Here is a 14,201-nt window from a genome sequence, read left to right on the forward strand (position 1 = left end):
CGGACATCGCAGCGTGGACATCCTCGCCCGCGTCCATTCCAGCAGGGCCAAGGACTACGTGCGCGAGTTCATCCACCGGACCCGCAAGGAGCTCGGCGGGCTCTCTCCCTCAGCCTGGATCGATCTCAGCGTGGTTGGCGAGGACCGCGCGGGCGGAGGGGCGTGACGGTGGCAGATGTGTCCTTGTCGAGCTGTTGGCGCAGGGCTTCGTTGTCGTGGAAGAGGGCAGCGATCGCGGTGTGGGCGGCCTTGAGCTTCTTCTCCAGTAGCGTGCATTCCTGGGTCTTCGCCGTCAGACGCCGCTTGAGGTCTGCGATCGCCACGTCGCGTTTGGCCTCACCGGGGGTGACGCTGCCGTGGGCTGCGAGATGCGCGTCCCATTCGGCCAGGACAGCGTGTGCGCGGTTCATCGTCGCGCGGCTGACCTGGGCTTCTTTGTAGAGGTTCTCTTTCGTCAGGCGGCCGTCGGTCCGTTGCGGACGCCCTTCGAAGAGTCGGGTCATCGCGGCCCGGAGTGCGGCGGCGGTCTTGGGGCTGACCTGGTCTTCGGGGGCGGAGTCAGGGCTCGTCACGGGCCCCTCCCGCCATCTTGAGCACGTTGCGGGTGATGTCGAGTTCACGTTCAGCGAGGTCCCGGCGGCAGGCCGGGGTGGCGGGGCTGTTGATGAGTTCGAGCTGTGTGCGCTGGTGGGAGTCGTAGATCGGCAGGTGCTCGGGGCCGATCATGCTGTTGGCGCATCGGTCGGGCCGGCAGCGCTCATCGAGGGGGCCCGTGTGGCCTTCCGGGACGATCGCGTTCTCGAGGCAGACAGCGCCGACGGGGTTGGTGTGATCGGCGGTGCAGTTGTTGAGCATGCCGAACCGAGTGTGGATTCTGGTGGTTCGTAGCAGGGTGTCGCTGGTGCGGGCGTCCCCGTTGCGGGCCTTGACGGTGGCGTTGATCTGGTCGAAGGCGTCTTTGACGCGTTCGGCGCCGGGGCCGAACCCGATTTCCTCGCCAGCGGTGTGGCGCTCGTATAGGTCCTTGATCTTGCGGAACTTGACGTTGTCGAGGGCGTCTTCGAGGTATTTGGCCCACTCGGTGTCGGAGGCGGCGTAGCCGCGGGTGGTGGCGTTGGCCAGGGCCCTCTTGGCGAGGTGCTTGAGCTGGATGCCGGTGGCGGTCTCGGAGTTGGGGAACTGGTCGGTGAGCATCGCCATCGTTCTGCGGAACATGTGCGGGCGGATGTATGTGGTGGGGATCTTGTCGAGCCCGGTCCAGTTCCGGGCGGCGTTCACGAAGGTCACGAACGACGCCAGCATGTCGACACCATCGAGGGTGCCGTCCTGCTTGGTGGCGTGGACGGGCGAGAAGACACGTTCGGGGTGCAGAGAGACGGCCTCGGCAACTTCGAGGGCTTCCACGAGGGGTTCAGCGATCCACCAGTGTTTGCCGGCGCGGTTGGTGGTGCCCTTGATCTTCGTGGAGGAGATGGCGGGAGTGCTGTAGTGCTCGACGACGGGCTCCCGCAGGATCTCGTGGATCTCCGAGTCGCGCATCATCGAAAGACCCACGACCAGTGTGAATGCCGCGTCACGAAGTGCCGTCTTCGCCCCGAACAGTGCCTGCTGGTCGAGGCCCGGGTGCCAGGGCCCGGTGCTGCCGTCCGGCCGGACTACCTGTACGAGTTCTCCGGTCAGGGCGTGGGTCGTGATCCGCCCCTCGGCGACCGCATCCAGGATCAGGGTGCGCCGACGCCGCGATCCTATCGCACGCCTCCGGCCGCCATCTCAGCATCCAGGCCGACGATCGTGGCGACGGTGACCGCCTTCTTCACCGGGATGGCGAGCGGAGAGCCAAACTTGAAGTAATCGGGGGCGTACAGCTCTGCCCGGATGCTTCCGAAGGCGGCAGGCACGAGTGGTGGCCTCTCATCGCTGTGCAGGGCGAGTGGGGTGGTGGCCGCCGCCAGCGTGGACGAAGGCCGCGGCCTGATCGGAGCGGGATCCAGTTGGTGGGTCATCTCCGCGCAACGACGGGGGTCCAGCTGCGGGGCGATGACCGGCTTCAGGGGACGTGCGAGACGTACTGAACGGTGAGCCAGCTCACGACAGTGACGACGAAGGCGCCGATGATCGTGAGTTGCAGAAGTCCGAAGCCGCTGTGACGGATTGACTTGCGGTGGTTGCGGCGCAGCGTCTTGACCGGGTGCCTCATGGCGAACCGCACCCGCGGCAGCCGCCTCTTCTCTGTCACCGTGATCAGGCGTCCTGCCCCTGCTCCCGACTGAGGTACGTCGGCATCGGGAACGGGCAGCTTCGCAGGCGTCCCGCTACAGGCGTGCTGCGGGTTGCGGCGCGGCAGCTCACCGCGCCTCACGGTCGTCTGCGAAACCGCGACCCCGTCGGCACGGTGTTCAGACATTGCGGTCCTCCACCGGGGGCGCGGTCGGCGACAGAGCCGGCTGCCACCCACAGGGCACGTGTTCGAGAAACGCGCGGTACGTTCCGAGGCGGTCAAGGGCCCCCTCGTACTCGGCGTCATCCGTGCGATGACCAGGACTGGGACAACTACGGATCCTGGAACGTGGACGTGCTGCTGTACCGCAACCCTCTCCAGGACGGCGGATTCGAGCAGCAGCGCACCGCCACCGTCTCCCAGCCCTGGAACAGGGACGGTCCCGACTTCAAGACCATTGCCTCCGTCCCCGGCTCTGCCAACTCCGGCGACAAGTTCGCCGTCCTCAGCTCCCCGGGGGACCGGGTGTGGAACGCACTGTCCCAGCCCATCCCGGTACGCCCCCCACACCAACTACGTGATCACCGGGTTCTTCCGCACCTCGACCAACGTCAACACAGCATTCTTCGGAGTCCGGCTCCCCGGCGTCTCGCAGCCCGTCGAACGCCACTTCGGACCCGCACCCGCATGGTGCCCGTCGGACCACGCCCGACTGCTACGGGCAGATCAGCGTCTCCTTCAACTCCGGTGACCACACCACAGTCACCGCCTTCGCCGGATTCTGGGGCGTCGGCCAACCAGCCAACATGTCGATCGACGACATTCGGGTCCTCTCAAGCTGACGGTCTCGTCAAGAGCCTCGGTGACGGCTGGACAACCTCCGCGCCGCCGGCCTCCGTCGCCCGCGCCGACTGCCGATTCTTCAACCAGCACAAGCTCTTAACGATGGGTCACCGACCTGAATTGCGGCCGGTGCCCCATCGTTGCCCATCGCCTTGTGGACCGGCACCGTCTCACCCAGCGGGTAGTACGTCGTGTTCCCGGCGCTCGCGTACCGCGCCACGAGGGCCAGCTTGTCCCGGAGAAAACTCTGTGGAGCTGTCGATCTGGCTGTGTCCCGTTCGTCGTCATGTTGTACGGCGACGCGCCGCGCGAGGAAGCCACAGGACCTGACAGGAGTCGGACCATGAAGTACATGGGTCGGTGTCCGGGGGGACGCGACTTCCTCGCCTTCGCCGACATCGCAGCCGTCCTGACCGGCGTCTCTTTACCAGGGCGGAAAGAGATGGTGCTGCGTCCTCATACTCAGGCAGTCTCTGACGCATTGGGGCAGGGGACTCCTGTAGTCCATGACGGAACCTCAAGCGTGGATGTCGGTCAGCGCCTATCAAGACGAGTCGTGTCCATCGCCTTCGCGTCAATGCGTAGCGATCCATCTAGGAGCCAAATGTGAAGAGCAGGTTCAAGCACCTCGCGACCATGGCGGCAGCCACCGCCTCGCTCACCGCTGCCCTGGTCGTGCCGACCACTCCCGCGCACGCTGACGCCGCCAGTTGCAAGGCGGTGAAGGTGGACAGTTACCACACCTACGCGACATGTAGCTCGGGAAGCGGATACTTTCGGGCCACCCTCCGGTGCTACGGCTGGATAACGCTCAACCAGCCTGCATACGTGTGGTCTGACGGCCCTTGGGTGAACGTGGGGGGGAAGTCGAATGCATATTGCGGGCATAAGGACTGGTACCGCGATCCCACCGTCGACCAGTACGGTTACGAGGTAGACCACGGCTGAGTACACCTGCACCCGCGGTGACACCACTGGCCCGGCCGCCTCAAGAACGGCACGCGGACGCTGAGGCTGGCCGTGGCCAAATATGGAGGTGAGGCGGACCACTCGGTGTAGTCGCCGTTGCCTCACAGGTACGGCGCATCGCTCCGTGCGGGACGCAACGGCCTTGGGGCCTGCCGATATTCGTGGCCGCTTGTTGGGTCTTGCCCTCGGCGAAGTGCTGGTAGTCAAGACAGCGAAGGGCCCCCGCCACGGCGGGGGCCCCTCAGCATGTACGGCAGGGTCAGTTCAGGGCTGTTTACGCGGCGACGGACCTCGGCCCCGCGAGAACAGCTTGCCCAGCTGCGCACGCTCCTCGTCGGTCATTGCCTCGGTGCGGGCGCGCCAAGCGTCCTGCTCGGTGGAGGCGAGCGCGTCCGAGGCATCGGTACGGACCCACGAGGCCGGTAGCGGCGGCGGTTGCTGGGCGTACAACTCCGCGGTCTCGGCGCGCAGTCGGTCCGCCTCGGTGATGGCGTCCGCGACGGTCCGCTCGGCGAGCTGCTCGGCGGCGGCCAGACGCGACTCCGCCTCGGTGTGCAGCTGCTCGGCCTCGCCGCGCAGCTGGCGCGCCTCCTCCTGCAGCTCGACGGTCTTGGCGCGGTACTCCTTGGTGTAGTCCTTCACGGCGCCCTTGAGCTCCTCGGCTGTCTCATGGGCCTCGGCCCGCAGCCGGTCCGCCTCCGCCTCGGCCTCGGTGGTGGCAACGCCGACCAGCCGGGCGATCTCGACCTTGGCGGTACGGGTGCGCTGCTCATTGAGGGACTCGGCGGACGCCAGCTGCTTGGCCGCCGACTCCTTGGCCTCGGCCAGTACCCTTCTCGGACTCCGCGCGAGCCTCGCGCAGCGTCTCCTCCGCCGACCGCTGCGGCTGGCGGACGATCCGGATGTGGGAGGCTGGGCGGTGCGTGACCCGAGGCTCCCCGCCGGGGAGCTGATGCGGCGGCTCACGCTGCCGGACAGTGCGTTCGCCGCCGCGGCCAATCCGGCGCTGCCGCCAGCATTGATGCATCAGCTGGTTGACCTCGCAGAGGCCCGGTAAGCGTTTCGGCTCACCGTGCCAAGGCAACGCCGACTGACGAAACCTTCGGCGCCACAGCGGCGACGCACGGATCCGCCCCCCCTGCCCGATCAGCGCCGGATGCGCCAAGTGCCATACAGGCCGGCGACTGCGCCGATGATCACGGAGAAGCCGGCGTTCCCGACGGCGCGGTATACCCCGGCGCATACGGCCAGCAGGGCGACCAGGACCACCACGTCAAGTACTTGGTGCCGCGTCGGCTCGGGCGGCAGCGCTGTACCCCTGGGGGCGGGGGGCAGTTCGGGATCGGGCATTGGGGAGGTTGTGTCGATGTCAGCCATGCCTCCAGCAGACCGCCGCACACCCCCGGGCACCTAGTGATCTGTACAGCCCCGCATAGACCCGGACGCCGCAGGTCACCGGCCTGTGTGAACCGGCGCAATGCTGAACGGCCCAAGGCGTTCAGGATCGTTCGACCCAATCCGCGGACGTTCAGACACCGGACCCTCTAACGTGGCAATTCGCAACAGGGAGTGTGATCCGGTGACATACAGCAATCCCCAGGTGGAGCCGGACGACGCGGCCGCCGTCGCCGCGTACGAGGAAGCATGGCGCGAGTTCACCATTGAGCTGAACCGCCTCCACATCGCGTACGGCGCTGCGTCCTACGCCACCCTCGTCAAGGCGTCCGACCGGCCGAGGCTGACGAAGGCCGGGCTCAACGAGGTGCTGTCCGGCAAGCGATTTCCCTCCCTGGAGGCATTGCTGGAATTCGTCCGGGTGGTCAGCACCCCGCAGCCTCCCCTGCCGGACACCCCGGCCGCCTCCGGGGCCCGCCCGGAGCTCGTGGACCAATGGCGCGGCCGGTGGCAGCACGTGAAGTTCCTGCAGCGGCAGGCCCACGCCCCGTGGGCGCGCGTGCGCGCCACCGTGCAGGACATGGTCGACCAGGCCCTTAGGGAAGCCGAGGAGGTCCGCGCAACTACGCACGAGGAAGCCGCCCTTATACGTGCCAGCGCGAAGGTTGATGCGGAGCGCTTGCGCACCCAGGCTCAGCATGATGCCGACGAGCTGCTGCAGCGGGCGCAGGCGGAGGCCGAGCGGCTGCAATTACGGGCACTGCAGGACGCCGAGGAGCTGCCCGTCCCTGCGCGCGCTGACACTGACAGGACGTCCTCGCGGTGGGGCGCGGGTCTCTTACCTCCTCGCCAAGCGTGGCGCCCTCTGTTTGCGGCGGCCGGAGTGGGAGTGGCCGGGATGGGGCTGGCCATCACGCTGGCTGCGGACTCCCTCACCGGGCAGCTTTCCAACTCCTGTCGGCCCACCCGCGCCCACTCTGTCGCGCCGCTCCCCCCTCGGGCCACTCTCCAGCCCGGCGGGACCACGGCACAGGCGGCAGTCGCTCACGAACCGCAGATGATCATCACCAGTCGGCCGTTCTACTGGCCCTCCCCCACCTGGGCCGAGGATCCCTCCCCCACCTGGTCCACGGACGACTCCGCCACACCCTCCGAGGATTCCTCCTCGACTGCCAGTGGTTCCTCAACTCGTAGCGCTTCGGCGACCCCCACTCCCTCCGGAACCCAAGCCCCGGCTGGTGCATGCGGCCGTACCGCTCCGTCCGCGAGCCCGACGCGATCGCCTAGCTCATCCGCTTCATGAGAGCGATCGACTCTCTGCGCCATCCCGTGACGGCCCTCATCCGTCACGCTGACGACACGGCGAGCATCGATTGCCCCTGCCGACGCGAACTGGCGCCCTGTGAGCGCATTTCGTCGCTTCTCTCCGTTCCGGAAGGGCCGTGATTCGGTTCAGCAGTGGCAGCGGAGCCGTATCAGGAGGGTGTCCTCCGGCAGCGAGTGCAGGTACTGCTCGGTCTCCGGCCCGACGGCCGGGGCGGTGTGAGGGCACTCTTGCGGGTCGCAGGCGCCGTGGACTGTGTGCCCGCTGGGCTCGATCCACCAGCCGTCGACGGTGAGCACGTCCCGGTGCCACCAGTCCTGATCGGCTGCCGGGCGGAGATAATCCGCCCGGTCTCCCTCGAACGCGATCACCGGGTGCTCGGTTGGGTTCGGAAAGTACAGCTCACCCAGGCCGAGGCTGAACGGATGATCCAAGTACGCCTTGATCAAAGGCTGTTCGCGGTAGGCGGCGAACATCGCATCCCCGTACTTATCGCCGAGGAACGCCTGCGGATCGGTCTCCCAGCGGTCCAGGAAGTCTGACAGGGGCACCGCAGGGGGATGTGTGGCGGACAGTTCCTGCCACAGGTCCCAGGACGCTCCGCGTGCCCGCTCGGCGGCAGTCATGGGGCGGGTGAAGTCGAGCAGGCCGCGCGGCCCGCCTGCGCAGACCCCCGGCGCGCTCAGCAGGGGCGTTCCCTCCCAGCCGGGCATGTCGTGGATGAGCCGGGGATCGTCCCAGTGGCCCGGGGTGACCGCGAACCCGGTGCCGTCGCTGCCGCCCAGGATCGTCCAGTGGTCCCACATGCCACGGTCTACGGGGTTGTCGGAGTCCATGTCGAACGGAGCCAGGGCGGCGGTCAATGCGGCCTGGGGATCGTCCGCGGCCTCCGCCGGTAGGCACACTGTCACGCGCAGCTTCGCCACGGCGCTTCCCCGCTTCTCGCTCCTGGATCGGCTAGCTCTTCCACGTCTTACGTCACCGCTGCCTGGTCTTCACGGCACGCTTTCCCAACGCTGGGATGCCTCCAGGCGATCCAACGCCGTCTTGGCCGATTCCCGACTGCGGATCAGCTTCCATGTCTCGACCCCGCACTCCAACACCAGCCCGATGCCGACGAGGAGGGCCAACACGCGCAACGGCAGCCACCACCGCTCACGAGCCAACGCATATCCCGTTGTGAGCACGCCCATCAGCAGACGTCCACCGGCCTTGCGCAGCCACAGCTCTATCCCGTCCAACATCGCCCCGCCCCTTTTGCCTGGCCCACCGCCGTTGCGGAGCCGGAGCGTGAGCATACGAGGCGCTGCAGGGCAGTGTTGCTCGGGTGCCCCCGTACGGGGCCACCGGCGGAAGGCTGTGACCTGCTGAAATGTCGTTGTGCCACTGACGATCTTCGATTACGCCTGGGCCGTGGTCTTCTGCTTGAGGCGTTCGTAGGGGGTCTGGCCGCCGAGGCCACCGTGGGGGCGATGGTAGTTGTAGTAGTCCTCCCACTCGCGCAACTTGTCGTTGAAGACCTCGGCGTCGTCGATGATGACGCCGTCGAGGAGCCGGTAGAACTCCTCGGCGTCGATGCGGTGGGAACGTTCGACCTTGCCGTTCAGTCGCGGCGTGCGGGGCTTGATGTAGGTATGGGCGATGCCCTTGTCGAGCACGTGCCAGTGGAAAGCGGACTGGAACTCGGCACCGTTGTCGGTCTGGATGACCTCGACCTGGAACGGCAGGCGCTGGGTGACGTAGTCCAGAAACTGGATGGCGGTGGTCTGGTTCAGCGTCGGGTAGATGCGCAGCCTTGTGCAGTCGTCGATCGCAGTGAACTGGTAGTACTTGTTGCGGCCGCCCCGCCTCCCCTGGGGCGCGTTGGCGAGTGGCTCGATGAACTTCACGTCGATCTGCACCCGGTGGCCGGGCAGTTGCTTCTCGTACCGCTTCCATCTGCGGTCGTGACGCTTGTAGCGCTGTGAGGCCGGCAGGCGGCCCATATCCAGGCGGTTGAGGATCCGCCACACGCCCGACTTGCTGATGGTGACGTCGTGGTACCGCTTGAGATACATGGCGATCTTCTCGGGTCCGAAGTGGTAGTTCTGCCTCAGATAGATGATCTTTCCGACTACCTCGACGTGCGTCGCGTTGGGGCTGTGCTTAGGTGCCTTGGAACGGGTGCGCAGCCCCTCGGCGCCCTCGGCCTGGTAGCGGCGGTACCAGGTGTAGTACGCCTGCCGACTGATCCCGAAGTACCGGCAGGACATCGCGACGTTCCCGGTGACCTCTTCGACGTGGCGTATCACCGCCAGGCGCCGCTTGGCCTCACGGTCAAGCGGCGGAGTTGCAGGGGTGGACTTCGACATGTGGATCTCCGTAGTGGCCGGAGACCCAGGTGTCAACGATGATCGTCAGTTTTAGATCAGTTTTAGATCAGTTTTAGAGATCACTTTCAGTGCCGGTGACCCTCCGTGGCCCCGGCACTGAAAGTGATCCAGAACGACGATTCACGCATCGCCGACACTAGACGTTGCCCGCACCTGCGGGGATGGTCCCCACAACGGCCTTGGCCTCCCTGCGGATCTCAACTGCTCCCCGCACCCGCGGGTATGGTCCCCAGCCGGTCTGCTCCTGCACCAGTTCGTGGATCTGCCTCGCATCCGCGGGGATGGTCCAGGCGGCTACGACATCCAGGTGGCCGCCAGCCACTGCTCCCCGCGCCCGCAGCGATGGTGCCGCGGCGATGGTGTCGGCCGGGTCGCCGATGTTCGCGGCTGTGACCGCGACGACCAGGAGCAGGCCCAGGCAGTCGGTCACGATGTGCCGTTTGCGGCCCGCTACTTTTCTTCCCGCCGTCGTAGCCCGTGAGGCGGCAGGCACCGAAGCCGCGGCCCGCACCGACTGCGCGTCGATGATCCCCGCGCTCGGCTCGGCCTCACGGCCCTCGCGCTCAGAGTCGATCTCCTGTCCGGCCGTCCCGCAATACGGCGGCTGACGTCCAGTCACCCCCCCCTGCGCCGCGGGCCCGCCCGGTCGACGCGCAAGGCCTGATCCAGGATTGGCACGCTCTCGCCATGCTCGGTATCAACGGTGAGCCGGCTCGAAGGAGTGGGGCATCGCGAACGCGATCGGTCAGGCCGGCCTGCGAATGGTCTAGCTACTTGCCCCTGAAGAAGTCGGGGCTGCCAGCGGTGTGATGCCTTGGGGAGAGCTGGTGCGAGCCATCGGTTGGCCGGGACAGTTGACGTCGGTCATCGGCGGCCGGGGGTGGTGGCGATGTTGCGTGTCGCGGGAGTGCCGGACACGTGGTGGGAGGTGCTGCCGGAACAGGCGCGACAGCTGCCCGCGGAGCTGGCCAGGATCGATGCGTTCTTGGACGACGAACGGTTCATCGCCCCGTGGCGGGCGGTGTTCGCCGAGCGGCTGGGGCGTCCCTCAGTCCCGGTCGAGACACTGCTGAGGCTGCTGTACCTCAAGCACCGCTACCAGCTCGGCTACGAGACGTTATGCCGCGAGGTGGCCGACTCGCTCAGCTGGCGGCGGTTCTGCCGGATCCCGTTGACCTCTCCGGTGCCGCACCCCACCACGCTGATCAAACTGGTTCGCCGCAGTGGCCCGCAGACCGTGGAACACCTCAACGCCGCGCTGCTGGGCAAGCTGGTCGAGGACAAGCTGCTGCGGTCCCGCAAGCTGCGCATCGACACCACCGTGGTCGAGGCCGACATCGACCACCCCACGGACGCCGATCTGCTGGAGCACGGGGTGCGCAAGCTGGGCAGGCTGGTGCGGCGGATCAAGGCCGCGGGCGCGGCCGGGCGCACCCGTTTCCGGGACCGCAGCCGGTCAGCCGGCCGCCGCCTGAAGGAGATCTCCCGCACCCTGCGGCGCCGCACCGGCCAGGCCATGGGAGAGATCGACCGGCTTACCGGCGAGATTGCCACCGTGGCCCGCGCGACACTTCGGGAGGTGACCGCAGTGGAGCGCAACGCCCGTCGGACACTGGGCAAACGGCCGTCAGGACAGCTCGCGCATGTGCTGAGGGAGCTGGCCGAGACCGCGGCGGGCACCCGCCGACTGCTGGAGCAGACCGCTGTGCGGCTGGCGGGCATCCGCTCGATTCCCGACCGGCTGGTCTCCCTGGCCGACCCCGATGCCCGGCCGATCCGCAAGGGCAAGCCGCAGCACCCCACCCAGTTCGGCTACACCGCACTGGTGGCCGAGGACGAACGCGGCTTCGTCGTCGACCACCAACTTCAGCGCGGGAACCCACCCGACGCACCCCAACTGGTGCCCTCGGTGGAACGCGTCACCACGCTGACCGGCCGCCCGCCCGGCACGGCCGTCGCCGACCGCGGCTTCGGCACCGCGGCCAACGACCGGGCACTCGCCGAACTCGGCGTCCAGCGGATCGGCCTTCAACGAGCGGGAAAGCCCGGAAAGGCACGCTGCGAGTACGAACGCAGCCGCTCATTCCGACGGATGCGCAACTGGCGAGTCGGCATCGAGGCCCGCATCAGCCACCTCAAACGCACCTTCGGACTCCGCCGCACCCGCCTGCGCCGCCTGGCGGGCGCGCAGACCTGGACCGGACTCGGGATCTTCGCCTACAACCTGCAGCGGATGGCCGTCGTCAGCCGATGACACGACACCCACCCACAGGAGACACCGCCACGATCCCACCCGATATCGCCTCTCAGCTGGACAAACCCTTTTTCAGGGGCAAGTAGCTAAGCTTCAGAACCCGATCCTGCCGCCACTGATGACCCAATGCCAATACCACACGGCCGCCACAGTTCCCGCAAGGCTCAATACGATCGAAACAACTAAGAATGTCCAGGCCGGAGCCTCCCCTGCACGGGTTGGCTTCAACGGATCATAGAAGACAGCGACGGTGCTACCGCGCTTGATACCGGAGCTGACCTCGACTTCGACGTAGTGCTCCCCGTCCGGCGTCCAGTAATAAACCTCTGCCATGTGGTAGCGGGTGTTGGTCGTAGCGGTACCGCGTGAACGTACCCGCACCCGCATCGCCACGCCTTGAGCGGTGACGCCACGCTGCAGTAACCGAAGCTCCTTGACGGGGGCTGAAGCCGCTCCTACTGCCCAGACAACCAAAAACACTCCCACGAGCGCGGTTGGATAATTGTGCCACAACCAAAATATCCAAAATAAATGTCTCACTCAGTCCCACCATGGTCGGGAGGCTGGCCAGATGTTCCGTCAACCCCGCGCCCCAGGCGGAGCCTCAGCCACGCGCGCAATCCGCTTGAGGAGTCGGTAGAGGCAGCTGACCTGTCCTCACCTCGCGTGTCTGGGCCAGGCGCCAAGTCAGCCGCTACGAGCCGAGCAAGGGCTCTCTCGTAGCCGAGCAGGTTGGCGACTTCGATGCTCATGCGCTTCAGTTCGCAGGAGGGATGGTGGGCCAGAGTGTGATGGCAGGCCGGACAGGATGGCCCTCAGGGGGAGCCGCCCCCAGCGGGTCCTCTGACCAGTCCGGGGGCTCCTCCCAGGGCCAAGGCTCCGGCGGCCTCGGTTCATCACTCGTGTGCGCCTCCAGCGAGAACTTGGCGCCGACGAATCCAGTGCCTCACTGGCGTATAGGCAGTCCACACCGCTTCCACCACCGCGGCGGCGGCCGCGACCGCGACCGCCGCCCATCGGAGCTGGCCAGCGGGGAGGGTACTACGCACCGGGGGCACCAGGGCCAGTGCGACACCGGCCCACAACATGACCATGCCTGCGCTGTACGCCGCGTGGGCCCATCGGCGCCACCGGCCCCAAAGCTGGAAGTCAGCATGCTGTTCTACGCGCAGGAGGTCTAGATGATCATGTACTTCGTCCTCGGTCCACCACGCCGTGATATCCGCCCACGAGTACAGGTGCCGGCGGGCATGGAACCCCAATTGCAAGCAGCTTACGAACATGAACGCTGCCGAGGTCAGGCATAACAGCACCGCTCCGGGCCAGCGGAACTTGTCACCGTCTGCGCTGACGACGCCGACTGTGACGATGCTGAACCCCGCAAGGAGCGGAGCTGCAACGTTGGTCACCGCATCGACGGCAGGACCGTAGCCCAGTGGTGCAGGCTTTCGCCATCTGGGCTCCCTCCCTGGGTCCAACCCGGCCTCCCCATAACCTGGCTATCAGTTCCGACAGTGTGACAAGAACTCGCAACGGTGGGGCGACAACGTCCGCAACCAGATTCCGGTGATCGAACAAGGCGCAGACCGCCGCAGCGGCGTGGGGAGATTGCATCTCGGGGATGTTTTCTCGGTCTGTGGATGTGGAACCGTAGGAGATCCCATCATCCCAGCTCAGAGGTACCCGTCCTCATTTCCAAGCTCTGAACCGGCCAGTGCTCGGTGAATTGAGGCTTAGTCAGGAGTGAACGCGTCCGGTCTTTTCGGGGTGCGCTGTGTGTACATATTTCATGGCGGTGGAGTCGGAGATGGCAAACAGGCGCATGAGATGGACGGGGTCGGCGCCGTGGCGGGCTTCGTTCAGGACGCGGTCCTGCCACAGGGCTCGGGCGGTGAGGCCGGTGCGGTCGAACGCCGTACTGAGCAGCATCTTGCTGACGGGTGGGCCGGAAGGGTCGAGGGCCGTCTGGCTGCTGACGAGCAGGTGGGGGTTGCTGCAGGCGGGCCATGTCTGCTGCCGCATGCGGAGCCACTGGGTGAGCAGCTCCGTGGTGAGGGTTTCGAGGTAGATGGTGCGCCTGGGCAGCCGTAGGACGCCGTGGGCGAGGTCGAGTTCATCGAGCTGGATCTCAGCAGCTTGGGAGGGCAGCAGGGCTGAAGGACTGTGACCCAGCCGCGCAGTTCACTGTCCATGGGGGCGGGGAAGCTGGCGATCAGACGGTCGACGGCGGCGAGATGGCGGTCCGCCGTGCGTGCGGGATCGGGGATGAGCATTCCGCGCTGGGCGAGAAAGCCGATGACGCGCGGGGCATTGATGTTGCGGTCCAGCGCGGCCAGGGCTCGTAGGTCACGTTCATGGACAGGCGCGGCGGCACCCAGGTGGGCCAGCACGATGCGCAGGGCGCGCAGGGCTCCGGCGTGGCCGTGCGGGTCAGGGTTGACCCGCCGCATCTGCGCGCGGCAGAACTGGGTGAACTCCTCCAGCAGCTGCCCGGCATCGGTGGTCAGGGCGGGCAGCTCGTCCACGTTGCGTGCCGCGACGCGGCTCCAGTCACGGTCCAGGGTGAACAGCGCGGGCTGGTGCGTGTCGGCCAGGTGCGCGGAGACGGTACGTGGCACAGGCCGACGCCGCGCCCGCGCGGTGTGCCGCTTTCCCCACGAGCGGTCGGTGGTGTCGTAGCCGAGCCAGTGAGCGTGGTGCTTCAGCTGGCGGACGCGGTGCTTGCCGAGGGCTAAAGCGTGTTGCAGAAGGTTGCGTTTTGGCAGGTCGGGGCCGTGTCCGGGGTGGTTCTGTTCACGCGGCGAGGGCGAGGTTGTGCATGTGGGC

At 67.0% G+C, this 14,201-nt stretch carries 16 protein-coding genes; 3 read left to right on the plus strand and 13 right to left on the minus strand.

Features of this window, described 5'->3' with window-relative positions:
- Positions 1-125: 125 nt before the first annotated feature.
- From ACH492_RS39265 to ACH492_RS39290, 6 genes are all read right to left on the minus strand, one after another.
- Positions 126-572: a hypothetical protein gene (locus tag ACH492_RS39265; protein WP_398994127.1), complete on the minus strand. Its 447-nt coding sequence runs from the start codon at positions 570-572 to the stop codon at positions 126-128.
- Positions 559-1,554: a hypothetical protein gene (locus tag ACH492_RS39270; protein WP_398994129.1), complete on the minus strand. Its 996-nt coding sequence runs from the start codon at positions 1,552-1,554 to the stop codon at positions 559-561. The genes ACH492_RS39265 and ACH492_RS39270 overlap by 14 nt, the downstream gene beginning before the upstream one ends.
- Positions 1,555-1,745: 191 nt before the next feature.
- Positions 1,746-2,003: a hypothetical protein gene (locus tag ACH492_RS39275; RefSeq protein WP_398994131.1), complete on the minus strand. Its 258-nt coding sequence runs from the start codon at positions 2,001-2,003 to the stop codon at positions 1,746-1,748.
- A gap of 44 nt (positions 2,004-2,047) precedes the next feature.
- A complete protein-coding gene (locus ACH492_RS39280) occupies positions 2,048-2,236 on the minus strand; it encodes a hypothetical protein (RefSeq protein ID WP_398994133.1) in 189 nt (62 codons plus the stop codon).
- A 2,058-nt stretch (positions 2,237-4,294) separates the two neighbouring features.
- Positions 4,295-4,996 (minus strand): hypothetical protein, encoded by a 702-nt coding sequence (locus tag ACH492_RS39285; RefSeq protein ID WP_398994135.1) that lies wholly within the window; start codon positions 4,994-4,996, stop codon positions 4,295-4,297.
- 180 nt (positions 4,997-5,176) lie between these two features.
- A complete protein-coding gene (locus ACH492_RS39290) occupies positions 5,177-5,407 on the minus strand; it encodes a hypothetical protein (RefSeq protein WP_398994137.1) in 231 nt (76 codons plus the stop codon).
- A 202-nt stretch (positions 5,408-5,609) separates the two neighbouring features.
- On the opposite strand from ACH492_RS39290, the gene ACH492_RS39295 reads away from it, so the two are divergent.
- Positions 5,610-6,728 (plus strand): ATP synthase F0 subunit B, encoded by a 1,119-nt coding sequence (locus ACH492_RS39295; protein WP_398994139.1) that lies wholly within the window; start codon positions 5,610-5,612, stop codon positions 6,726-6,728.
- Positions 6,729-6,877: 149 nt separating this feature from the next.
- Here the strand turns inward: ACH492_RS39295 and ACH492_RS39300 are convergent, their stop codons facing one another.
- The 4 genes from ACH492_RS39300 to ACH492_RS39315 all read right to left on the minus strand — a co-directional run bounded on the left by ACH492_RS39300 (position 6,878) and on the right by ACH492_RS39315 (position 9,740).
- Positions 6,878-7,675, minus strand: coding sequence for a hypothetical protein (locus ACH492_RS39300; protein ID WP_398994141.1), 798 nt, complete (start codon positions 7,673-7,675; stop codon positions 6,878-6,880).
- Positions 7,676-7,744: 69 nt separating this feature from the next.
- The gene (locus tag ACH492_RS39305; protein ID WP_398994143.1) at positions 7,745-7,993 is read right to left on the minus strand and encodes a hypothetical protein; all 249 of its coding nucleotides are present in this window, start codon (positions 7,991-7,993) and stop codon (positions 7,745-7,747) included.
- A gap of 156 nt (positions 7,994-8,149) precedes the next feature.
- On the minus strand, positions 8,150-9,100 hold the full coding sequence (locus ACH492_RS39310) for an IS481 family transposase (RefSeq protein WP_398994145.1): 951 nt from the start codon (positions 9,098-9,100) through the stop codon (positions 8,150-8,152).
- Between the two features lie 157 nt (positions 9,101-9,257).
- A complete protein-coding gene (locus ACH492_RS39315) occupies positions 9,258-9,740 on the minus strand; it encodes a transposase (protein WP_398994147.1) in 483 nt (160 codons plus the stop codon).
- Positions 9,741-10,010: 270 nt separating this feature from the next.
- Here ACH492_RS39315 and ACH492_RS39320 point away from each other — a divergent pair, with 270 nt between their 5' ends.
- Positions 10,011-11,375, plus strand: a complete 1,365-nt coding sequence (locus ACH492_RS39320; RefSeq protein ID WP_398994149.1) for an ISNCY family transposase — start codon at positions 10,011-10,013, stop codon at positions 11,373-11,375.
- Between the two features lie 93 nt (positions 11,376-11,468).
- On the opposite strand, the gene ACH492_RS39325 is transcribed toward ACH492_RS39320, so the two are convergent.
- The 3 genes from ACH492_RS39325 to ACH492_RS39335 all read right to left on the minus strand — a co-directional run bounded on the left by ACH492_RS39325 (position 11,469) and on the right by ACH492_RS39335 (position 13,397).
- Complete coding sequence (locus ACH492_RS39325) at positions 11,469-11,915, minus strand: DUF3592 domain-containing protein (RefSeq protein ID WP_398994151.1); 447 nt, start codon at positions 11,913-11,915, stop codon at positions 11,469-11,471.
- 356 nt (positions 11,916-12,271) lie between these two features.
- Positions 12,272-12,784 carry a hypothetical protein gene (locus tag ACH492_RS39330; RefSeq protein ID WP_398994153.1) on the minus strand — a complete coding sequence of 171 codons (513 nt, stop codon included), beginning with the start codon at positions 12,782-12,784 and terminating at the stop codon, positions 12,272-12,274.
- A 328-nt stretch (positions 12,785-13,112) separates the two neighbouring features.
- Complete coding sequence (locus tag ACH492_RS39335) at positions 13,113-13,397, minus strand: hypothetical protein (protein ID WP_398994155.1); 285 nt, start codon at positions 13,395-13,397, stop codon at positions 13,113-13,115.
- 332 nt (positions 13,398-13,729) lie between these two features.
- On the opposite strand from ACH492_RS39335, the gene ACH492_RS39340 reads away from it, so the two are divergent.
- Positions 13,730-14,110: a hypothetical protein gene (locus tag ACH492_RS39340; protein WP_398994157.1), complete on the plus strand. Its 381-nt coding sequence runs from the start codon at positions 13,730-13,732 to the stop codon at positions 14,108-14,110.
- Positions 14,111-14,201 lie beyond the last annotated feature (91 nt).

The sequence above is a fragment of the Streptomyces sp. NPDC019443 genome, assembly GCF_044389785.1.
Lineage (GTDB): Bacteria > Actinomycetota > Actinomycetes > Streptomycetales > Streptomycetaceae > Streptomyces.

What these genes read in the sequence shown, in the direction of transcription:
- ACH492_RS39275 (WP_398994131.1), bottom strand. Translation starts at nt 2,003, where the DNA reads ATGACCCACCAACTGGATCCCGCTCCGATCAGGCCGCGGCCTTCGTCC.
- ACH492_RS39290 (WP_398994137.1), bottom strand. Translation starts at nt 5,407, where the DNA reads ATGGCTGACATCGACACAACCTCCCCAATGCCCGATCCCGAACTGCCC.
- ACH492_RS39305 (WP_398994143.1), bottom strand. Translation starts at nt 7,993, where the DNA reads ATGTTGGACGGGATAGAGCTGTGGCTGCGCAAGGCCGGTGGACGTCTG.
- ACH492_RS39310 (WP_398994145.1), bottom strand. Translation starts at nt 9,100, where the DNA reads ATGTCGAAGTCCACCCCTGCAACTCCGCCGCTTGACCGTGAGGCCAAG.
- ACH492_RS39320 (WP_398994149.1), top strand. Translation starts at nt 10,011, where the DNA reads ATGTTGCGTGTCGCGGGAGTGCCGGACACGTGGTGGGAGGTGCTGCCG.
- ACH492_RS39335 (WP_398994155.1), bottom strand. Translation starts at nt 13,397, where the DNA reads ATGCGGCAGCAGACATGGCCCGCCTGCAGCAACCCCCACCTGCTCGTC.
- ACH492_RS39340 (WP_398994157.1), top strand. Translation starts at nt 13,730, where the DNA reads ATGGACAGGCGCGGCGGCACCCAGGTGGGCCAGCACGATGCGCAGGGC.